Here is a 21,225-nt window from a genome sequence, read left to right on the forward strand (position 1 = left end):
CAACTTTTTGGGGTCAGTACATCCACGCTCCTTCTTATTAGATGATAATCCCTTCCAAATGGTCAAGCTCATGCTGGCAAATTTGGGCTGGTAAACCTGTTAAGGTCAAGGTTTGACGTTGCCAGTACTTATCTAAGAAAGACACTTCGATGGTTTGGTAACGACGTGTCGGACGAGCCCCAGACAATGATAGGCAAGATTCTTTGGTATCAAATGGAATGGATTTGTTGAGCAAGACGGGATTGAACATCACCACATCTGCCACTCCCATATTCACAATAATCACACGCTTTATCACGCCAATCATATTGGCTGCCATGCCGATACACTGATCACGATTGGCTTCCAAGGTATCTTGCAAGTCCTGCGCTAAATACAAATCGTCTTTTGTAGCGTCTTCTGATTTTTGCGCCAAGAAAAAGGTGTCTTTTACAATCTCTTTAATCATGTTTTCTCCCATCGTTCTTTTATCCGATAGTATTATTATACCAAAAAAAGAGCCCACTAAGTGAGCTCTTTAGAGGTAGAATCGTCTGATTAAACGATACCTTGTGCTGACATGGCTTCAGCCACTTTAAGGAAACCAGCGATGTTGGCACCAACAACAAGGTCGCCTTCTGCACCAAATTCTTTGGCTGCTGCTGCTGCGTTTTCGTAGATGCCTTTCATGATGTCATAAAGTTTGGCATCAACTTCTTCAAATGACCATGCTGTGCGTTGGCTGTTTTGAGCCATTTCAAGCGCTGATACGGCTACACCACCAGCGTTAGCTGCTTTGGCAGGACCAAATGACACACCTGCTTTTTGGAAGACTTCGATAGCTTCAAGCGTTGATGGCATATTAGCCCCTTCTGTAACAGCGATAACGCCATTAGCAGCAAGGGTTTTAGCGTCTTCTTCGTTAATTTCATTTTGTGTTGCACATGGGAAAGCAAGGTCAGCTTTGATTGACCAAATTGAACCTTCACCTGCTGGTGTGAAAGTAGCACTTGGACGAGCGTCAGCGTATTTAACGATACGAGCACGTTCGACTTCTTTCAATTGTTTCAAGAGAGCAACGTCAATACCTTCTGGGTCGTAAACGTAACCTGATGAATCTGAAACGGCAACGACTTTAGCACCAAGAGATTGCAGTTTTTCAGTCGCGTAAATAGCTACATTACCAGAACCTGAAACGATAGCCACTTTACCAGCGAAATCTTCGCCACGTGCTTTCAACATTTGTTCTGCAAAGTAAACAGCACCATAACCAGTCGCTTCTGTACGGGCAAGCGAACCGCCGTAAGTCAACCCTTTACCTGTTAGAACACCTGTGTATTCGTTGCGAAGGCGTTTGTATTGACCGTAAAGGTAACCAATTTCACGTCCACCAACACCGATATCACCCGCAGGAACATCTGTATCAGCCCCAATGTGTTTGCTCAATTCTGTCATGAAGCTTTGGCAGAAACGCATGATTTCATTGTCTGATTTTCCTTTAGGGTCAAAGTTTGAACCACCTTTACCACCACCAATTGGTTGGCCAGTCAATGAGTTTTTGAAGATTTGTTCAAAACCAAGGAATTTGATGATTGATTGGTTAACAGATGGGTGGAAACGAAGACCACCTTTGTATGGACCAATCGCTGATGAGAATTGCACGCGGTAACCACGGTTAACCTGAACATGACCTTGGTCATCTACCCAAGGCACACGGAATGAAACGATGCGTTCTGGTTCAACCAAACGTTCGAGAAGATTTTCGTCAATGTATTTTGGATATTTATCAAACACGGGAACAAGTGATTCAAACACTTCTCCAACGGCTTGCAAAAATTCTGGTTCATGAGCATTTTGTGCTTTGACTTTTTCAAAGACACTTGTTACATAGGCTTTACCTGTTGTCATATCTATTCCTCCGGAATTTAGATTATAATCAAACAAAATGACTATATGAATATTATAAAATTTTCTGAAAATTATTGTCAAGTATTTACGTTCTTTTTTGCATTCTCTTTACAAAAGAGACTTTAAAATCACCGAAAATTCAAATGATTGGCAAATAGTTGATATTCTTTAGCAGCTTCCTTTTCCTTTTGCTAAAAATATGGTACTATAAGGGTAACGAACGAGGAGGTCTTTTATGAAACGTCTTTCATTATGGTCAGGTGTGATTGCCTTACTGATTGGGATTTGGCTTTTTGTCCGTCCTTTTACGACAACTGCTATGATTGGTTGGATTATCGCTTTTTTGGTCTTTATGTCAGGGTTAACCAGCCTCATCATGTACACCAATAGCGTCGAACGACAATTTTGGTACTTGTTGCAAAGCATCTTATCCATTGTGTTTGGGATTATTTTATTATCAAGTTCTGCCTTTTCACTCTCAAATGTAGTGATTACGGTTGCTGCTTATTGGATTTTAATTAGTGGATTCCTTCGCTTGGTCGGTGGGATTCAAATGCGAAAAGCTGGTTTTTACGATGCCAATCGTTTCCTAAGCTCTGCGATTTTGGCTATCTTCCTTGGTATTTTCCTACTCTTTAACCCAACATTGTCTGCGATTTTCATCGGACGTTTGACTGGACTTTTGCTCATAGCAGTCGGCGCGTCAGGCATTGCCTTTTCATTCCGTATCTAGCCCCAAATACTTAAAAAGAACCTGTTAGTAGGTTCTTTTTTATGTTTTTAACGATTGTCAATGGTTTCAGGATACAGGTCGTGATTCATCAAGCGGTACTCTGCCATTTTTTCATACTTAGTACCTGGTTTACCATAATTAAAGTAAGGGTCAATCGACAAGCCTCCACGTGGGGTGAATTTTCCCCAAACCTCAAGGTAGCGTGGTTCCAAGAGCGCAATCAAATCCTTACCAATGGTATTGATGCAATTTTCATGAAAATCCCCATGATTGCGGTAGCTAAATAGGTAGAGTTTCAGCGATTTTGATTCCACGCAACGTTGGTCAGGAATATAAGAAAAGTAAATGGTCGCAAAATCTGGCTGGCCAGTCATAGGGCACAGCGACGTGAATTCAGGGCAATTGAATTTGATAAAATAGTCGTTATCGACATGGCGGTTATCAAAAGCCTCCAAAATATTTGGGTCGTATTCGTAAATGTAGTCTGTTTTTTGATTGCCCAAAAGGGTTAAATCTTTCATTTCATCTGTTTTTGTCATGTTAGCTCCTTTTTAAACGCCTCGTTGGTTGTCATATAATAAGGTGTGTAATTGGGGCAAGACGCATACGCTTTGCCAATCTGGGTCTTTGGCCACACTATCCCATAGTTGCTTTAAACGAACCAATTGGTGCTCCACAATATTGCCACTAGCATTTGGCTCGGGATTGCCTGCTGATAAATACAAAACATCAGGCTGGTAACGTTTTTGAATGGCTTTGGCAAAAGCCAAATCGGCTTCATCAAAGACAGGAATTTTAAAGGTAACTTGGTCTTTGTCTAGTTGTGACACAATAAAATCTAAGGTGTCCAATTGGACAGTCATCTGACTTGAAGGTGGTTTTGGGCTCAGAGTTACTTGGTCAATATCTTTTAACCAATCTTGCCAGCGAGAACCTTGCGTTTCAACAGCTAAGGTCACTCCTCTGGCTTTTAATTTAGCCACCAATTCTGCCATATTGGCTGCCAGCAAGCAAGGATTACCACCTGACAAGGTCACATAATCATATTGCCCCAGTTGGTCCAATGCAGCAATGACTTCATCAGCCGTCATGCGTCTAGGTTTTTCGGAACCATCCCAAGTAAAGGCAGAATCACACCAAGCACAGTGGTAATCACATCCTCCTGTTCGCACAAACATGGTCTTTTGCCCAATTGCTCGCCCCTCTCCTTGAAAGGTGGGACCAAAAATCTCAAGAATGGGTAGTGTCAGCGGTCGTTTTGACATCCTTATCCCACTCCCTTCTAAATTCTGCAAAAGAGGTTGGCGTTTCATACAGACGCACAGATTCTAGTCTTATATCGCGTTCTGTCGGCAAATGGGTCTGAACTTGTTTGAAAATCCAGTACACCATGTTTTCTGCTGTTGTGTTCATGTAAGGCAAACTTTCGTTGAGGTAACGGTGGTCGAGATAGGGTTCCAAGTGCGTTTTGTAAATGGCTTTCAAATCCCCAAAATCCACCGCCATGCCACGATGGTCTAAAAAACCTGATACCGCTATTTGCAAGTGATAGGTATGTCCGTGTAGGGCTTTGCATTTCCCCTCATAGTCAAATAAATGATGGGCAGCATCAAAGGTAAATTCTTTAGATACGCAGACACGGCGAGGGCAATAAACCAAAGATTCACCCGTTTGGGTTTTTACTTCTGTTGGTATTTGAAACATTAAGCCTCACCTCTTCTAGCCAGATATTGCTCTAGGCCTGCTTGGCGAAGGTGGCAGGCTGGGCATTCCCCACAACCACTACCTTTGATACCGTTGTAGCAAGTCAAGGTATGGTCACGCACGTACTCAAATTTTCCTAGTTGGTCAGCCAATTCCCAGGTTTCTGATTTATCCAGCCACATCAAGGGTGTCTGAATAACAAAATCATAAGCCATAGCCAAATTCAAGGTCACGTTGAGGGATTTGACAAAGGAATCGCGACAATCAGGATAACCTGAAAAATCCGTTTCGCAAACACCTGTCACAATGTCAGTAATCCCAAGCCCTTTCGCAAGAACTGCAGCAAAAGATAAGAACAAATGATTTCTGCCATCCACAAATGTATTTGGCAGGTCATCCTTAGGATTTTCAATTGCAATGTCGCGTGTCAGCGCATTTTCTGTTAATTGTCCCAACAAAGACATATCCAACAAGTGGTGCTTGACCCCTTGTTCTTTGGCAATCTGCTTTGCGACTTCAATTTCTAAACTGTGTCGTTGACCATAATTAAAGGTTACTGCTTCAACGTGTTCGTAGTGTTTTAGTGCCCAAAATAAACAAGTGGTGGAGTCTTGTCCTCCACTAAAAACAACAAGGGCTGATTGGCGTTTCATGTCCATTCTCCTCTATCTTTTCTAAGATATTTGGGTCAAAAAAAGCCCCTATGAAAAAGTCCATAGGAGCGCTAATATCAGTCATAGAGCTGGTTTTTTTTAGCGATGGCTTTTCCCAAACATCGTTATAATAACAGTATCTATGATAACATCTTTCAAGCAGATATTCAATGGGGATTGTCAATTAACTGCTCTTGCTAAATTGACTGTTGTACAAATCATAGTAGAAACCTTTAGCGGCAAGTAGGCTTTCATGGTTTCCTTGTTCGATAATTTGACCGTTATTTAACACCAAAATCTTATCAGCCTCTTGAATCGTTGACAAACGGTGGGCAATGACAAAGCTAGTGCGTCCTTCCATCAAATTCGTCATGGCTTTTTGGATAAGCAATTCCAAGCGTGTATCAACTGATGAAGTCGCTTCGTCCAAGATAAGAATTTTAGGGTCAGCGAGCAAGGCACGCGCAATGGTCAACAATTGTTTTTGCCCCAAGGAAACGTTGGTTGATTCTTGGTTCATCTCCATGTTGTAGCCACCTGGCAAGGTCCGAATGAAATGGTCAACGTTGGCAGCCTTGGCAGCCGCAACAATTTCCTCATCCGTCGCCTCTAAATTACCAAAGCGAAGGTTTTCCTTAATGCTAGCCTCGTAGAGCCAAGCGTCTTGCAAAACCATTCCAAATTGTTTGCGGTATTCTTGACGAGAGAGATTACGAATATCATGCCCGTCGATTTTGATAGAACCACCAGTCACATCGTAAAAACGCATCAAAAGGTTAATCAAGGTCGTCTTACCAGCACCTGTCGGACCAACGATGGCAACCATTTCACCTGGTTTGACCTCCAGATTAAAGTTTTGAATCAAAGGCTTGTCTGCAACATATTGGAAAGACACATTTTCAAAGCTGACTTGTCCTGTCAAATCATGTGTCAAATGTTCTGTGACTTGTGACACTTCATCAGGTTCATCCAACACTTCAAAGATACGGTCTAAAGATGATTTGGCACTTTGAAGAACGCTGGCTAGCTGAGTGATGGTTTGGACGGGTTGGCTAACTTGCCAAACGTATTGCACAAAGGCCTGCATATTACCAATTGTCAAAGTTCCTGAAAGCACTTGAAGGGCACCAATTGCTGCGATAATCAAGTAAGCCATATCTGAAATGGCACTAAGCACAGGCATCATTATCCCTGAAATAAAGCTGGCTTTAAAGCCGACTTCTTGCAAGTTTTGCGTAATCTCACGGAATTCCTCACTTGAAATTTCTTCACGTCCGTACAACTTCAAGACATTAAAACCTGTTAGATTTTCTTGAACAAAACCATTCATATCACCAAGAGCATCGGCTTGTTTCTTGAAATAAGGTTGCGATTTTTTCAAGATGAACTGAGCACTGACATAAGTGATTGGAATCATGACAATCACGATCATCGCCAATTGCCAGTTGAGGTAGAGCACCATAGCAATAACCAAAATAATGGTTAAAAAGGCATTGATAATCTGCAAGAAACTTTGTTGAAGGGCATTTGAAACGGTTTCGATATCCGATGTGAAACGCCCCAAGACATTCCCAAATTGTTGATTATCAAAGTAAGAAACGGGGACTTTATTAATTTTTTCACTCAAATCATGACGCAAATCACGGATACTATTTTGCACCGCATTGGTCATAAAGTAGCTTGACCCATAACTGCCCAATTCGTAAAGCAAGCCGCGCAGGAAGTAGAGCACCAAAATCACGCCAATGTAGGTGGTATCGATGTGCGCACCTGGAATCCCTTTTGCCATATCGATGAGGTTAGCTGTCAATTCGGTGATAGCCAAACCGAGAACAAAAGGTTCTAGCACGCTCATCACACTACTGAGCACTTTTAGGAAGATGGCAAAAAAGAGCGCTCCTTTATAATGCCTAAGGTAATCCCACAAGCGTAGAAAAGCATTACGTTGTTTCATCCTTATTCTCCTCCCATTTCATCCATATTTTTCAGTTGGGAATTGGTAATTTCACGATAAATGTCATTGGTTTTCATCAATTCATCGTGTGTACCACGTCCAACAATTTCACCATTATCCAAGACAATGATGTGGTCTGCGTCCATGATGGTTCCGATACGTTGTGCCACAATCAAAACTGTCGCATCTTGCGTGACTTCTTTCAAGCGTGCACGTAATTGCGCATCGGTTTTATAGTCCAAAGCAGAGAAAGAGTCGTCAAAGATGTAAATATCTGGTTTTTTGACCACCGCACGCGCAATAGACAAACGTTGTTTTTGACCACCTGACAAGTTGCTTCCGCCTTCTGCAAGGTGGGTTTGGTAACGCTCGTCCTTGCTTTCGATGAAGTCTTTCGCCTGAGCCACTTCCGCCGCTTCTTGCAATTCAAAAGTGCTGGCATCCACTTTCCCATATTTAAGATTTTCCTCGATCGTTCCTGTAAAGAGCAGCGCTTTTTGTGGAATGAAGCCGATTTTTTGACGCAAGGCCTTGAGCTGGTAATCGCGAACGTCCACGCCATCCACCAAAATACGGCCCAAAGTCACGTCATAAAAACGTGGAATCAAATTAACCAAGGATGATTTTCCAGAACCTGTCGAACCAATAAAGGCAACCGTTTCACCTGGCTTGGCTTTAAAGGAAATGTCTTTTAGTACTGGGCTTTCGGTTTCTCCAGGATAAGCAAAAGTGACCTTGTCAAATTCTAAATAACCTCTCTTATCAGTTGTTGTCACGCCATTTTCATTTGGATTGATCGAAATAGGCATATCCATCACTTCTGTGATCCGTTCGCTAGAAACCACGACTTTGGGATACATGGTAAAAAGATTAGCAAACATCAAGAAAGAGAACAAGGCATGGAAACTGTACTCGATAAAGGCAACCAAATCACCAATTTGTAGATTTCCTTTACCAAGCGGATTAAGGGCAAACCACACAATAGCCACAATCATAGCAACAATAATTTGCACAAATAAAGGTTCTGTCAAACCTGTGAGCTTGAACAAGCGACTTGAAATATCCTTGTATTCTTCGTTTTTTTGGTCAAAACGTTCTTCTTGGAATTCTTCACGAGCAAAGGCGCGGATAACACGCAAGCCTGTGAGGTTTTCACGAACATACTGGTTGATTTTATCTAGCGTTGCTTGTTGTTTTTCAGATAATGGTCGTGTCTTAACAGCAACGTAATAGACAACCAAAATCAAAAGGGGAATAGCAACAGCGACAATCCAAGCCAAAGATGGGCTGGTGATTAAAATCATGGCCACACTGAAAATCATCATCAAAGGTGTCACCACCCCGATACGCAACGATTGTTCAGCAAACTGCATCAAAATAAAGGCGTCACTGGTAATCCGAGTCACCAGCGAAGACACCCCAATTTGCTCGTACTCATAATGCGAATATTCTTGCAATTTGTCATACATATCATTACGCATATCTTTAATCATGTTTGTCGTGATTTTCCCAGCCGCATAAGCTAAGGTAATTCTACCAATCACCCCAATAACAACAATCGCAAACATAATCATTGCCCAAAAGTAAACTTGCTGTCGGTCGTTTGCCGTTATCCCTTGGTCAATCATACGCGCCAAGGCTGTTGGCAAACCAAGGTTAACCAAGACAAATGCCAAGGCACCAAAGACGTCCAAAACAAGCCATTTGGGATATTTTTTCAAATAAGTCCAAATGAGTTTCATAGCTCTTATCCTTCCTCTTTTATTTTTCCTTCAACAGCACTCTAGCAAGCAAACGTATGAACGTTTACTCGGCTAAGTCACTTAAATACTCATAACGTTCGTATTTTTCCAGCAAGGTTTCATTGGCAGCATCTAGCGAGCGTTGCAGTTCTGCTAATTTGCCATAATCGCTGGCATTTTCTTGCATTTGAGTTTCGATGGTTTCGATGTCTTCTTCTAATTTGGCAATCTCATCTTCGATGGTTTCCCATTCTTGTTTTTCAAAGTAAGACATGCGTTTTTTCTTCGTTTTTTCTTTTTCTGCTTTGGGTGCAGCTGCCTTCTTAGCTTGCTCAGTCGCTACATTTTCTTCAAAAGCCTCTTCGTCCAAATAATCGGTGTAATTACCGAAAAAGGCACGCACTTGACCATTTTCAAAAGCGAGAATTTTATTGGCTACTTTGTCAAGGAAGTAGCGATCGTGGCTCACTGTGATAACAGGTCCCGAAAATGTTTGCAAGAAATTTTCAAGAATAGTCAAAGTTGCAATATCAAGATCATTAGTCGGTTCGTCAAGTAACAAGACATTAGGCTTTTCAATCAAAATCTTAAGCAGATACAGGCGCTTCTTTTCACCACCTGATAATTTTGAAATCAAGGTTCCGTGTGTTGAGCGAGGGAATAAAAATTGCTCCAGCAATTCCGTGATGCTCGTTGTCCCAACGCTCGTTTTCACCTCATCTGCTACTTCTTGCAGGTAATTAATCACGCGTTTATTCTCATCTATGTCTTTTATCAATTGCGAGAAATAACCAATGCGGACGGTTTCCCCAATGTCCAGTTGACCGCTAGTTGGCTGCAAATCACCATTGATAAGGTTGAGTAAGGTTGACTTTCCAACACCATTGTCACCCACAATCCCAATACGGTCCTTGTTTTGCACCAACAAATTAAAGTCCTGCAAAATTGGTTTATTGGGGTAAGCAAATGAAACATCCTTAAATTCGATAACCTTTTTACCAATACGGCTGGTTTCAAAATGAATTTCCATTTCGCTGGACTGCTTAGTACCTGATAAATCAGCTTTTAAGTCATTAAAACGATTGATACGGGCTTGTTGCTTGGTTGCACGTGCTTGCGGCTGAGTCCGCATCCAGGCTAATTCTTGCTTGTAAAGTTGTTTTTTCTTATGCAAGGTTGCTGCATCACGCTCATCTTGCTCCGCACGCAAGCGCACATAATCTTGGTAATTTCCCTGATATTCCGTCAATTGACTATCAGCCAACTCAAAAATACGCGTTGCCACATTATCCAAGAAATAGCGGTCGTGGGTGATAAAGAGCACGGTTTTCTTACTGTTCTTCAGAAATTGCGTCAACCAAGCAATGGTATCAATATCCAAGTGGTTGGTTGGTTCGTCCAATAACAATAAGTCCGCATCATTCAAGAGGACCTGAGCCAATTGCACACGGCGACGGAGCCCGCCAGACAAATCACCGACTTTTTGCGACAAATCATGCAAGCCTAACTTGGTCAAGACCGTTTTGACTTCGCTTTCAATGGTCCAAGCATCAAGAGAATCCATTTCTGCCATGACTTTTTCTAGCTGAGCTTGGTTGGATTCGTTATAGTCTGCCATCAATTGCTCATAGGTTTTAATCAAAGCCATTTCCCGCAAATCAGATGATAACACCGTGTCCAAAATCGTTTTGTTATCATCAAAATCAGGTTCTTGGGTCAAATAAGTAATTTTATAACCATTTTTAGCTGAAAATGGAGAAACATCTCCATCAAAACCAAGTCGACCTGAAATCACATCCAGCAGCGTCGTTTTACCTGTTCCATTGACCCCAATAATCCCAATACGGTCATAATCGTGCATGATAAAGGAAATATCACGAAAAACCGTCTTGTCACCGACTGATTTTGTTAAATGTTCTACAATAAAGTCACTCATTTACTCGCCTCTCTAATCCATTCCAGAATCGCTGCTTTATCGTTGGCCAACTCGCCTAGTACAATCGCGTCCTCAACCTGTTTCAAGGTACGTCCTAGGTCTGGTCCTGGTTTATAAGCCATTTCTTCGATTAAAATGCTACCATTAACCACAATTTCATGTTTGTCATGAATAGTCAATGCCTCGTCCAAACGCTCGATGCGCTCAATATCAACTGGCAAGCCAAACCCAATTCGTAAATCCTCAGCCTGCTCAATCAAATCTTTTCCATAACGATAAACCTGTTTTTTATCCAAAGAAGATTGCAAACGCGCACGGTAAATAGTCACAATGGTTTCAACATCTTTCTGAAACTGCGTTGACGTTTTCCAAGATCTCAAGAAAGCACGACTATCGGTAATGTCTAGGGACAATAGCAGAGCTGCCCAAGCTTGCTCAGAGCTTTTGAAATGATAGTCCTCAGCCAAATGATCCAACAAGCCTTGTAGATTTTCATGTGCTTCTTCCAAATGTGGCAAGTATTTTTGGGCCTGACTGGCCAACATAGCTGTAATCCCTTTTCGCCAAAACGGTGCCAACAAAAGCTTATCAAATTCAATAAAAGAGCGCTCTACTGAAATTTTTTCAAGCAAAGGTGCATGAGAGGCCATAGCAGCAAAGGTATTTGCTTCAATGTTAAAATCAAGGCTGGCTGCAAAACGAAAACCACGCATGATGCGCAAAGCATCTTCGTTAAAACGTTCAGCAGGGTTTCCTACTGCTCGCAAAAGCTTGGCTTTCAAGTCAGCCAGACCATCAAATTTATCAATCACATTTCCTTCGTCGTTCAAGGCAAAGGCATTTACTGTAAAATCACGGCGTTTCAAATCTTCTTCCAAGGAACGCACAAAGGAAACGCTGCTCGGTCTGCGGTAATCCACATAGACATCTTCTGTTCGGAAGGTGGTGATTTCATATTCACCACTATCTTCTAATACCAAGACCGTCCCATGCTCAATCCCGATATCAATCGTCCTAGCAAAGATGGTCTTGGTTTCCTCAGGATAAGCACTAGTAGCAATATCCACGTCATGAATAGGACGATTGAGGAGGGCATCACGCACACTTCCTCCAACAAAATAGGCCTCATAACCAGCTTCACGAATTTTCTTTAAGACAGGTAAAGCCTCCTGAAATTCAGAAGGCAAATTATTTAATTTCATAATAATTTTTCCAAACCATAAACGAGTTTATCTCGTTTTACAACTGCTCTTACTCCAATATTAACACCACTCATGAAGGATTTGCGGTCATACGAATCATGACGCAAGGTCAATCCTTCGCCCTGAGCCCCAAAAATCACTTCTTGATGCGCCACCAAACCAGGTAGACGCACACTGTGAATGCGGAAGCCATCAAATTCAGCACCACGCGCACCCTTAAGGCTTTCCACCTCATCAGCTGCCCCTTGTTGCTTAGGCTGGCGAACTTCACGAATCAATTCTGCCGTTTTAATGGCTGTTCCAGACGGTGCATCCTTTTTATTGTCATGGTGCAACTCAATAATTTCAAGGTCAGGGAAGTATTTGGCTGCTTTAGCCGCGAATTCCATCAGCAAAATAGCTCCAATGGCAAAATTAGGCGCAATCAAACCACCGATTTTTTTGTCTTCAGACAGGGCAATCAATTCTACAATTTCATCTTCTGTAAATCCAGTTGTCCCAACCACAGGAGCAAACCCATGTTCTAAAGCAAAGCGGGTATTGTCATAAGCCACGGCTGGTGTGGTAAAGTCAATCCAAACATCCGCATCAAAGCCAATAAGCTGTGATTTATCTGTAAAAACAGGCACCCCATCTACCTCAGTGTCCTTCGCAAATGGGTCTAACAAGGCTGACAAGATAAGGTCTTCATCTTCTTTGACCATATTCACAGCCGCAGAACCCATTCTCCCTCTGAAACCTGCAACAATAACTTTAATCCCCAAAATAGTCCTCCCCTAACATTAAAACGTTTTAAACAATTGGCGTGAAACCAAAGGCAACAGCACCTTCACCTAAGTGAGTCGCAATAACAGCATCAAAACCAACAATTTCAAGTTGGTGGCCGAAATGATTGTCACACAAGGTTTGGTAGAAATGTTGCGCTTTTTCTTCAGCACGCGTATGGATAATAAAGACTTCGTACTGACCATTTGCTGTCTTTTCTGTCAAGACTTCTACAAGACGCTTGATGGCTTTTTTCTCTGTTCTCACCTTTTCAAACACTTCGATAATGCCGTCGTTAAAGTAGAGAATTGGCTTAATGCTCAACAAATTACCAATCAAAGCCGAACCATTTGACAAACGTCCGCCCTTTACCAAGTGATTCAAATCATCAACCATGATAAAAGCACCTGTTCCATCAATTTGTTGCTGCAATTTCTCTAAAATAGCCTCAAAAGCAAGTTCTTCCTCTCCCCATTTTAAAAGGTTCTTCACCATGCAGCCAAGCGGTGCTGACGTAATCTTACTGTCTGGAAAGGCAATCGTCAGTTCTGGGTGGTCTTCAATAAAAAATTGAATGTTTTGCCAAAAGCCTGAAATACCAGAAGATAAGAACAAGCCAATCACGTGTGTATAACCGTCTGAAACCAGCTGCGTTAAAATCTCATCCAATTTGGCTAAACTTGGCTGACTTGTGTGTGGCAGCGTTGGAGAATGGGCCATGCGATGGTAAAACTCATCTAAGCTCAAGTTTTTCCCTTCCACATAGGTTTCCCCTTCAAACGTAATAGGAATATCTAAGATAAAAAGATTTTCTTTTTGCTTGATATCATCCGACAAGACAGCGGTTGTATCAGTAATAACTGCTAATTTCATTAATTTCTAAACTCCAATTTCACTCCAGGACGGTCTAAAGCAATCTCAGTGACTTCGTAGGTTAAGCGTTGAACCATGTTTAATAATGGCGCTGCTAACGTTTCAACTTCTCCTCTTTCAAATTCACTTGGCTCGTTCACAATACGGTTTTTGATGTGAATCATTTGTGAAACTACGCCACTAATGACAAATTCTTCCTTCACAACCATAAATTGCAAGACAGCCACAATAGATGTCTGGTTATTTTCGATATCTTTATTAACTAATTGAAAAGTAACCTCAAAGTTTGTCTTTGGGGTACCATTTTTTTCTTCCCATTTTAAATTTCTAGCATCATAATGATATTGGTTAACGAATTCTTTTTCCCGTACTAATTCCATGATAGTCTCCTCATTGTATATCCTTTTAATTATAGCATATCTTGAGCAGTTTTAAAAGAGAGGAAATCACGAACCTTCTTGTCCGTGCCTTGCTCTCTTTTAATTGCTACTGCTTGCCGAATGGTTCTTGTCAGCTGACATCCGTTGTTTCAAGATTTCTTGGAAACTTTGCCCTTCTTGGTAAGCTGTTTCCATGGCACGCCCATGCCTGAAATTACTGATAAATTTCAAAAGTGGCATGAGAATGTAAATATAAACCCCGATTGTGTTGAAACAAAGGGAAATAGCCAGCAGAACAATATCTGCCACTAGGCTACCAATTGCTCTACGATTAAGCCAATCGTTGAACATTTGAATGGCCTCTTCATCCTTATCAGGTGAATTTTTCACGGCCTTCATGGCTAATTCGTAGGTCATGCAATTGACCAAAACGCCAGTCAGCAGATTAATGCCCCCAAAAAAGAGAATACCAACCCATCGGACGTCAAATTCAACCAACATTTTAGTGGCTAATGGGAAAAGGGCCAAAATAGCATGGGCAATAACGTCCATCAAAAATGTCCGAAAAGTCGTCTTGTCCGTTGCTCGCATGGCTTGAAAACGGCGGTACCAAAAATTAATGATGATAATAAAACTCAGCAAAAACAAGGCAACTTGCTCAAACAAATGCGGCAAGCCCTTCATGCTGGATGGAATGGAAATTTCCAATACTAAAATAGTCATCACAATCGCGATAATAGCATCGCTTAAGGTATCAAAACGGTCTTTTAATAATTTCATTGTCTTTTTCCTCTTTGTTACCTATTCTAACACAAAAAAGAAAAGGGTGGTAGGTGAAACAAAAATTCCTCTACTCTTATGAGTTTCCCAAATATTTTTCTAGCAACACTAACTGAACTTCCGAAATACCATTGAAATCCGTTGAAACAATCCCGATTTCTGTGTAGCCATGCTTTTTATACATGGCCTGAGCGACTTCATTTTTGGCATTCGTGTCGAGTCTAAGTTCAATGCAACCTTGCTCCAACGCATAGTTTTCATAAAACTCAAGAAAGGCTTTGCCATAGCCCTTCCCTGCACTTGCAGGTGAAATAACTAGGGTGTGCAGGACACAGACTTGCTCATCAGAAACCCTATGCTTCCAGTTTCCTTGATTATAAATGTCCACTTGTAGCTTGTTTATGATGGCCGTTCCATATAGTGTGCCATTTTCTTCAAGCACAAATAAATCCTCTCGTTTTAATGCTGCTTCTGCCGTAGCACGAACAGGATAAATCCCTCTGACCCAGCCAATGTCTTGTTTATTTTCTTCTTCAGCCGTGTGAATGGCATCGTATAACTTTTCCACAGCATCGATATCATTTTCAGTCGCTTTTCTAATCTTCATCCTAACACCATCCCTTTCCATTACATGCTTCAAACGTAAGTCCATATCACTTATTATAACATGACTTTTCGCACATAAAAAATACCCTCGCAATCAAGGGAAAACTGTTAAAACTTTTTAGATTTTCTTGGATAAGTTCTTGCAATTCAAGCAAATCTTCTTTTGTGACATTACTACGAATAAAACCACGAGCCGTTGACCGCTTAGTCATGTCATCTCTGCGTTCTAATCATAAGACATAACAAAGTAGGCCAATAAGATTGTGATGATTAAATCAATCGTGCTTAACACGTCAAAACCTTGCAAAACTGATAACATAGCATGCAAGACTAACAAAATAACGACTAGTGTTTTAAATCTTTTCATTGTTTTTTTATCCCTAACTTGATATACTAGAACCAAAGCCAAGTCGTGAAGCACTTTCCCCACGCTTAGCGTTAAATTATTTGTTTAAGAAGATTTTGACAAGACTGATGATCTCTTTTAGAATCTCGAGTTTTATCAGTAAAATTGCTAAATCTACTTTTTTGTTTCCTTTTTTCTAAGTATTTATTAACTCATTTTTCTTAAAATAGTTGTGCCACTATAAGAATCACTGTCAAAACAACATCTACAATCAATAAACCTTTGATTAAGTTGTTCAATTTCATTTGCATTATTACCATTTTTACCTTAAAATAACATGACAGGTGAGGTTTCTCACCTCACCTGTCATGTTTCTAGAAGCGTTTAAGCAACTCGATTATCTTGTATAGGATATCCAACACTAATAAGATTATTCCTAACTTAAGATTTAATCGTTCTAGCTTTTTCGCTTCTTTTTGTTGCCTGCGTTAGCACCAACAAACGACAGCTAATATTGAATTCCTTTCATTGCCATTTCATCACAGACTTGGCATTTTTATTTTTCAAAAAAATTGACAAGAGCGATGATTTCTTTGAGTATCTCAAGTTTTTAGCGTCTTGTCAATCTTTTTTTGGTTATAAGCTAATTGGTATCGTAGTCAGTGAGGTGGTATTCTTCGATGATTTGATTGAGCTTGGCCCCGTAGGAAGTGTCGGTAGCATAGACACCTGTTAAAGCTGCCGTGGCACCTTGGTAAGAATTGGTATTGGATTTTCGGACGCCTGCATAGATATTTTTTTGAAGAAATTGGGCATAATCTTCCAAAGATTCCATGGGATTATCATAAGAGCGAAAGGCGGCATCAATGGTGTAGGCATTGCCATTGCCGTCATCTTCCCAAGTTTGCATGGTAACGGACTTGCCATTGTAATCGCCCTTGATACCAAAAAAGTTGTAATTTGGGGCTTGACTGAGGGCGGATTGCCCACTATTAGACTCTAAAATGGCCTGCGCAATCATCACAGAAGCATACAAATCATTTTGAGCCGCAATGTAGCGAGCATCTTCACCAATGGTTTGAATGAAAGTCTGGGTGTCTTGGCTGGGTGTTTCTAAGTTCGCCGTATCCGCAATGGCTATGCGATGCAGTTCTTGATAATACCGCTGTCCAAAAAAGACCGCACTAAATAGAGCTGCCAAAGCAATGGCCGTTTTTAGCAAACCCTTTGGCATTTTTGATGAGCGACGTGTGCGACGTCGTTTTTTTCTGCGCTTTTGGCTTGGGTATTTTCTCGCTTTTTTTGCCATGACTCTCCCCCTTTCTCAAAACTAGATACCAGTATATCAAAACTCCTTTAAAAAAGACAAAAAAAGAAAGCCTTTTGACTTTCTTTTTACGATATGACTAACTGCTTTTGCTCCACTTTTTGATGAATGTAATCAACCAACTCTACCGTCAAATCATAACGCATAAATGGCGTAATCAAGTAAATGCCATTAAAGTGTTCTAAGGCTCGGTCAATCAAGCGTTTGCTCTCTTCCAAAGCAAGTTGTTGACACGTTTCCTTGTCGCCTTTCACCGCTTCTAATTTAGCTAAAAATGCTTCTGACAATTGAATACCTGGAACCTCATTGTGCAAGAAAATCGCATTATTGTAGCTGGTAATGGGCATGATACCGACAAAGAAAGGCGTTTCATAGTCTTTTGTCAAATCAGCCAATTCTTCAAAAATATCGGCATTGAAAATGGGTTGTGTGATGAAATAATCAGCACCAGACGCGATTTTTCGCTCAATCAAGCGTCCGCAACGCGACAAATTTTTGACATTGGGATTGAACGCCGCTGCTGCTGTGAAATTGGTTGCTTTCTTAACACTAGCACCACTGTAACCTTGCCCATGGTTCAATTGCTGAATTAGCTCTAGTAATTTAAAACTGGTGGCATCATAAACGCTAGTCGCTCCAGGAAAATCGCCAATTTTAGACGGGTCCCCTGTAATGGCTAACACATTATCAAATCCTAGCACATTCATTCCCAACAAACGCGACTGCAAGCCAATCATATTGTGGTCACGACAGGATAGGTGCAACAGCAAAGGTGTAGCAATTTCATTTTTCAACAATGAAGCTAAGCTGACATTGCAAATGCGGGTTTTGGCTAGGGAGTTATCCGCCAAGGTAATGGCCGAAATACCTGCCGCATCCAAAGCCTTGACCCCTGCTGTGAACTTGCTGATGTCAAGCGTTTTGGGAGGGTCAAGTTCAGCAATAATAGTCACTTCTCGTTTGACCCTATCTACCAAGGTTTCTGATGATTTCACCCTTTTGATAAGTTCTGCCTCTTCCACCATAGGCGTGACAAATTTCTTCTCGACAGGTTTTAGACCTTTAATGGCACACTTGACAGCTCTGATATGGTCTGGTGTTGTCCCACAACACCCTCCAATCAGGCGTGCCCCTTCTGCCACAAGAAGCTCTGCACTTTTACCAAAATAATCCGCATTCTGACTAAAACCATAATGACCGCTGCCATTATCATCCTCAAAAGATAGCAGGCTGGCATTGGGATAAACCGACAAATAGGACTGGGCAAATAAGGGCACTTGCTTGAGGGATTTAATCATGTGGTAGGGACCAAGGTGGCAATTTAAGCCAACAATATCCGCTCCCAGCATGACCAAAGTCCCCAATAATTCCACCAAGGGGCGACCATTTTCCGTAATCCCCGCCTCATGAAGAGCGATATTGGTGATAATCGGGAGGTCTGTTAGCGGTCGAACGGCTTTTAGCACTTCGATGATTTCTTCTTCATCGTAATACGTTTCAAACAATAAACCATCAATTTGCTTGGTTTCTAACAAGTAACCCACTTGTTCGAGGGTTTCTTCAATGATTTCATCAAGCGTTAAATCACATTGTTTCAGACCACGGAGAGCACCAACGGTTCCGAGGACAAAAGCGTCCTCGCCCGCTGCTTTTCGTGCCAATTCAACACCAGCTTGGTTGATGGCTTTAACCTGTTCATCATAGCCATAACCTTTTAGACGGTGGCGTTTCGCCGCATAAGTATTGGTTTGAATCACATCTGCTCCCGCCTCCAAATAAGCTTGGTGAATCGCAGAAATATTGTCTGGGTGTGTCAGATTATAGGCTTCGTAGCAATTGTCAAGACCATTGGCATAAAGCAGTGTCCCCATAGCGCCATCCGCTACTAGAATATCGGTTTTTAAACATTCTAATAATCGTGACATAGCCTCCCCCTTCTTATTTGCCGTATTTTGCTCGAACCTCTTTAGTTGCTGCTACCAAAATCTCAAGAGCGGAAATGGTTTCAGGTTCATGGCGCGTTTTCAAACCACAATCAGGGTTAACCCAGAATTGTTCAAGTGACAATTGACGTAATGGGCGTTCAATATTGGCAATCACTTCTTCTTTGGTTGGAACGCGTGGCGAATGAATATCGTACACCCCAAGACCAATACCAAGCGGATAGACCGCTGTTTCAAATGATTCAATCACATCACCGTGGCTACGACTCGTTTCAATAGAAATCACATCAGCGTCCAAAGCGCGAATAGAATCAATGATTTCACTAAATTTTGAATAGCACATATGCGTGTGAATCTGCGTTTCATCTTTCACTGATGACGTAGCGATGTGGAAGGCGTGAACAGCATCGTCCAAATAAGCTTGTTGCTTGCTCTTACGAAGTGGCAAACCTTCACGAAGCGCAGCCTCATCCACCTGAATAATAGCAATGCCAACATCCTCAAGCAGCTTAATTTCATCTTTAATAGCCAAACCAATTTGATTAAACAAATCCGCACGCGAAATATCTGAACGTTCAAATGACCAGTTGGTAATAGTGATTGGGCCAGTTAGCATCCCTTTCACTGGACGATCTGTCAGGCTTTGCGCATAAACCGTTTCCTTGACCGTCAATGGCTGAATGTGTTTAACATCACCATAGATAATTGGTGGCTTAACCGCACGTGAACCATAAGATTGCACCCAACCATACGCAGTTGTTGTGAAACCAGCTAATTTCTGGCCGAAGAATTCCACCATATCCACGCGCTCAAATTCACCGTGCACCAAGACATCAATATCCAAATCCTCTTGAATCTTAATCCAACGCGCAATTTCATATTGAATGAAGTTTTCGTATTCCGCATCTGAAATATCCCCACGTTTCCAAGTCAAACGCGTACGGCGAACTTCAGGTGATTGTGGGAAAGAACCAATGGTTGTGGTTGGCAAAATCGGCAAATCTAGTTTATCTTGCTGCACCTGACGACGAACCTTGTAATCCACGCGCTCAGTCACCACATCATCCAAGTTTTCCAAGGTCACATTACGGAAATCTGCAGCTTGCAAGGCATTAAAATCCGCAACGTGCTTGGCATAAGCCTCAGATGGTTTACCCTCCACATGTTGGCTCAATAACTGAATTTCCTGTAATTTTTCATCCGCAAACGCCAAACCATTTTTAAGAACAGGTTCTAACTCTGTTTCGTTTTTAGTGGTTACAGGTACATGAAGCAATGAACAAGATGGCTGAATCACAAAGTTTCCAACCTTAGCTTGAAGGTTTGCTAGCAATTCTGACGTTTTGACAAAATCACTCGCCCAGACGTTACGACCGTCAACCACACCAGCAAAAACTTCCTTATCAGCAAAATAACCAGCGTCAACAGCTTCTAGATTTTCCTCCAAACCATGCACAAAATCAAGGCCAAATGCAGCCACTGGCAAGTGTGATAACTCCTTAGCATCAATCAAGGCTTCAAAATAAGTTTGGAAAATGAGTTTAGCCTCAGGCACTTCCTTGGCAAAATAAGCATAAACCGATTTAGCTGCTTCTAGGAGGTCATCGCCTTCATCAGTCACAAAAATGGGCTCATCCACTTGGATGTAAGTCGCTCCTGCTTCCACCAATTCTGTAAAGACTCGTTTGTATAAAGGCAACAATTTTTTCACAGCAGCGGTAAAATCGCTGACTTCTGATGACAAGGCCACATAGGTAATTGGCCCTGTGATGACTGGTTTCGCCTTGTCGCCGATAACTTCTCTGGCCTCCAAGTACAAGTCCAACAAACGGGTATTTGTCAAATGCGGCTGAACACCAGACCACTCTGGCACAATGTAATGGTAATTGGTGTTAAACCATTTTTTCATTGAAGAAGCCACATTGTCTTGATTGCCACGCGCAATCGCAAAATACAAATCTAAATCGATGTCCTCATCAGAGAAACGCTTTGGAATCACGCCAAATTGCACTGACAAATCCAAGATATGGTCATACAGTGAGAAATCTCCCACTGGAATCAAATCAAGACCAGCATCAGCCTGTTTTTTCAAAAACGCCAAACGCAATTCCTTGGCTTGTGCCTGCAACTCTTCTTGCGAAACCTTACCTGCCCAATAAGACTCAATCAATTTTTTCCACTCACGATTTTCCCCTAGACGTGGATACCCCAAATTTGAAATCTTTACCATAAGAACCTCCTGGTTTCGTATTAGTTTTAAACTATACATTCTATTTTTTTGATAGTTAATATTCTAACGGATAATACAGTTTTTTCAATACTTTAAGCCATTCTATCTTTTTATGCTTTAGTATAGTTTTAAACTATATCTCGAGATGCAAAAAGAACTCCCGT

19 protein-coding genes are annotated in these 21,225 nt (G+C 41.5%); 1 reads left to right on the forward strand and 18 read right to left on the reverse strand.

Annotated features, from left to right (window positions below):
• Positions 1-37: 37 nt before the first annotated feature.
• On the reverse strand, positions 38-448 hold the full coding sequence (locus tag B3R79_RS05710) for a peptide deformylase (RefSeq protein WP_154454614.1): 411 nt from the start codon (positions 446-448) through the stop codon (positions 38-40).
• Positions 449-537: 89 nt separating this feature from the next.
• Entirely contained in the window at positions 538-1,887 is a 1,350-nt protein-coding gene (gene gdhA, locus B3R79_RS05715; protein WP_293695510.1) for an NADP-specific glutamate dehydrogenase, read from the reverse strand.
• 235 nt (positions 1,888-2,122) lie between these two features.
• Here gdhA and B3R79_RS05720 point away from each other — a divergent pair, with 235 nt between their 5' ends.
• Positions 2,123-2,620, forward strand: a complete 498-nt coding sequence (locus B3R79_RS05720) for an HdeD family acid-resistance protein (protein WP_168260643.1) — start codon at positions 2,123-2,125, stop codon at positions 2,618-2,620.
• Positions 2,621-2,667: 47 nt separating this feature from the next.
• Here B3R79_RS05720 and queF read toward each other — a convergent pair whose 3' ends face one another.
• The 16 genes from queF to metE all read right to left on the reverse strand — a co-directional run bounded on the left by queF (position 2,668) and on the right by metE (position 21,061).
• Positions 2,668-3,159, reverse strand: a complete 492-nt coding sequence (gene queF, locus B3R79_RS05725) for a preQ(1) synthase (protein WP_168260642.1) — start codon at positions 3,157-3,159, stop codon at positions 2,668-2,670.
• Positions 3,160-3,171: 12 nt separating this feature from the next.
• A complete protein-coding gene (gene queE, locus B3R79_RS05730; protein WP_154454611.1) occupies positions 3,172-3,885 on the reverse strand; it encodes a 7-carboxy-7-deazaguanine synthase QueE in 714 nt (237 codons plus the stop codon).
• Complete coding sequence (gene queD / locus B3R79_RS05735; protein WP_168260641.1) at positions 3,851-4,324, reverse strand: 6-carboxytetrahydropterin synthase QueD; 474 nt, start codon at positions 4,322-4,324, stop codon at positions 3,851-3,853. The genes queE and queD overlap by 35 nt, the downstream gene beginning before the upstream one ends.
• Positions 4,324-4,977 (reverse strand): 7-cyano-7-deazaguanine synthase QueC, encoded by a 654-nt coding sequence (gene queC / locus B3R79_RS05740; RefSeq protein WP_293695518.1) that lies wholly within the window; start codon positions 4,975-4,977, stop codon positions 4,324-4,326. Before queC ends, queD begins: the two co-directional genes overlap by 1 nt.
• Positions 4,978-5,161: 184 nt before the next feature.
• Positions 5,162-6,931: an ABC transporter ATP-binding protein gene (locus tag B3R79_RS05745; protein WP_168260639.1), complete on the reverse strand. Its 1,770-nt coding sequence runs from the start codon at positions 6,929-6,931 to the stop codon at positions 5,162-5,164.
• Positions 6,932-6,933: 2 nt separating this feature from the next.
• Complete coding sequence (locus tag B3R79_RS05750; RefSeq protein ID WP_293695522.1) at positions 6,934-8,673, reverse strand: ABC transporter ATP-binding protein; 1,740 nt, start codon at positions 8,671-8,673, stop codon at positions 6,934-6,936.
• Positions 8,674-8,737: 64 nt separating this feature from the next.
• Positions 8,738-10,609: an ABC-F family ATP-binding cassette domain-containing protein gene (locus B3R79_RS05755; protein ID WP_293695525.1), complete on the reverse strand. Its 1,872-nt coding sequence runs from the start codon at positions 10,607-10,609 to the stop codon at positions 8,738-8,740.
• Entirely contained in the window at positions 10,606-11,811 is a 1,206-nt protein-coding gene (locus B3R79_RS05760) for a CCA tRNA nucleotidyltransferase (RefSeq protein ID WP_293695528.1), read from the reverse strand. Before B3R79_RS05760 ends, B3R79_RS05755 begins: the two co-directional genes overlap by 4 nt.
• Positions 11,808-12,575 (reverse strand): 4-hydroxy-tetrahydrodipicolinate reductase, encoded by a 768-nt coding sequence (gene dapB, locus B3R79_RS05765; RefSeq protein WP_293695531.1) that lies wholly within the window; start codon positions 12,573-12,575, stop codon positions 11,808-11,810. Before dapB ends, B3R79_RS05760 begins: the two co-directional genes overlap by 4 nt.
• Positions 12,576-12,603: 28 nt before the next feature.
• The gene (locus tag B3R79_RS05770; RefSeq protein WP_168260634.1) at positions 12,604-13,449 is read right to left on the reverse strand and encodes a DegV family protein; all 846 of its coding nucleotides are present in this window, start codon (positions 13,447-13,449) and stop codon (positions 12,604-12,606) included.
• Positions 13,449-13,829, reverse strand: a complete 381-nt coding sequence (locus B3R79_RS05775) for a DUF1149 family protein (RefSeq protein ID WP_168260633.1) — start codon at positions 13,827-13,829, stop codon at positions 13,449-13,451. The genes B3R79_RS05770 and B3R79_RS05775 overlap by 1 nt, the downstream gene beginning before the upstream one ends.
• Positions 13,830-13,928: 99 nt before the next feature.
• On the reverse strand, positions 13,929-14,609 hold the full coding sequence (locus tag B3R79_RS05780; protein ID WP_168260632.1) for a TMEM175 family protein: 681 nt from the start codon (positions 14,607-14,609) through the stop codon (positions 13,929-13,931).
• Between the two features lie 76 nt (positions 14,610-14,685).
• A complete protein-coding gene (locus tag B3R79_RS05785; protein ID WP_168260631.1) occupies positions 14,686-15,216 on the reverse strand; it encodes a GNAT family N-acetyltransferase in 531 nt (176 codons plus the stop codon).
• Positions 15,217-16,204: 988 nt separating this feature from the next.
• A complete protein-coding gene (locus B3R79_RS05790; RefSeq protein WP_293695540.1) occupies positions 16,205-16,870 on the reverse strand; it encodes a glucosaminidase domain-containing protein in 666 nt (221 codons plus the stop codon).
• An 86-nt stretch (positions 16,871-16,956) separates the two neighbouring features.
• Positions 16,957-18,813, reverse strand: coding sequence for a bifunctional homocysteine S-methyltransferase/methylenetetrahydrofolate reductase (locus B3R79_RS05795; protein ID WP_293695543.1), 1,857 nt, complete (start codon positions 18,811-18,813; stop codon positions 16,957-16,959).
• A gap of 13 nt (positions 18,814-18,826) precedes the next feature.
• Positions 18,827-21,061, reverse strand: a complete 2,235-nt coding sequence (gene metE / locus B3R79_RS05800) for a 5-methyltetrahydropteroyltriglutamate--homocysteine S-methyltransferase (protein ID WP_293695547.1) — start codon at positions 21,059-21,061, stop codon at positions 18,827-18,829.
• Positions 21,062-21,225: the final 164 nt, after the last annotated feature.

This window comes from Streptococcus sp. UBA3373 (assembly GCF_002360305.1).
GTDB classification, from domain to species: domain Bacteria; phylum Bacillota; class Bacilli; order Lactobacillales; family Streptococcaceae; genus Streptococcus; species Streptococcus alactolyticus.

Bases quoted from the DNA above. Each gene is read 5' to 3' on its own strand.
- B3R79_RS05710 (WP_154454614.1), bottom strand. From the start codon at position 448: ATGATTAAAGAGATTGTAAAAGACACCTTTTTCTTGGCGCAAAAATCA.
- gdhA (WP_293695510.1), bottom strand. From the start codon at position 1,887: ATGACAACAGGTAAAGCCTATGTAACAAGTGTCTTTGAAAAAGTCAAA.
- B3R79_RS05720 (WP_168260643.1), top strand. From the start codon at position 2,123: ATGAAACGTCTTTCATTATGGTCAGGTGTGATTGCCTTACTGATTGGG.
- queF (WP_168260642.1), bottom strand. From the start codon at position 3,159: ATGACAAAAACAGATGAAATGAAAGATTTAACCCTTTTGGGCAATCAA.
- queE (WP_154454611.1), bottom strand. From the start codon at position 3,885: ATGTCAAAACGACCGCTGACACTACCCATTCTTGAGATTTTTGGTCCC.
- queD (WP_168260641.1), bottom strand. From the start codon at position 4,324: ATGTTTCAAATACCAACAGAAGTAAAAACCCAAACGGGTGAATCTTTG.
- queC (WP_293695518.1), bottom strand. From the start codon at position 4,977: ATGAAACGCCAATCAGCCCTTGTTGTTTTTAGTGGAGGACAAGACTCC.
- B3R79_RS05745 (WP_168260639.1), bottom strand. From the start codon at position 6,931: ATGAAACAACGTAATGCTTTTCTACGCTTGTGGGATTACCTTAGGCAT.
- B3R79_RS05750 (WP_293695522.1), bottom strand. From the start codon at position 8,673: ATGAAACTCATTTGGACTTATTTGAAAAAATATCCCAAATGGCTTGTT.
- B3R79_RS05755 (WP_293695525.1), bottom strand. From the start codon at position 10,609: ATGAGTGACTTTATTGTAGAACATTTAACAAAATCAGTCGGTGACAAG.
- B3R79_RS05760 (WP_293695528.1), bottom strand. From the start codon at position 11,811: ATGAAATTAAATAATTTGCCTTCTGAATTTCAGGAGGCTTTACCTGTC.
- B3R79_RS05770 (WP_168260634.1), bottom strand. From the start codon at position 13,449: ATGAAATTAGCAGTTATTACTGATACAACCGCTGTCTTGTCGGATGAT.
- B3R79_RS05775 (WP_168260633.1), bottom strand. From the start codon at position 13,829: ATGGAATTAGTACGGGAAAAAGAATTCGTTAACCAATATCATTATGAT.
- B3R79_RS05780 (WP_168260632.1), bottom strand. From the start codon at position 14,609: ATGAAATTATTAAAAGACCGTTTTGATACCTTAAGCGATGCTATTATC.
- B3R79_RS05785 (WP_168260631.1), bottom strand. From the start codon at position 15,216: ATGAAGATTAGAAAAGCGACTGAAAATGATATCGATGCTGTGGAAAAG.
- B3R79_RS05790 (WP_293695540.1), bottom strand. From the start codon at position 16,870: ATGGCAAAAAAAGCGAGAAAATACCCAAGCCAAAAGCGCAGAAAAAAA.
- B3R79_RS05795 (WP_293695543.1), bottom strand. From the start codon at position 18,813: ATGTCACGATTATTAGAATGTTTAAAAACCGATATTCTAGTAGCGGAT.
- metE (WP_293695547.1), bottom strand. From the start codon at position 21,061: ATGGTAAAGATTTCAAATTTGGGGTATCCACGTCTAGGGGAAAATCGT.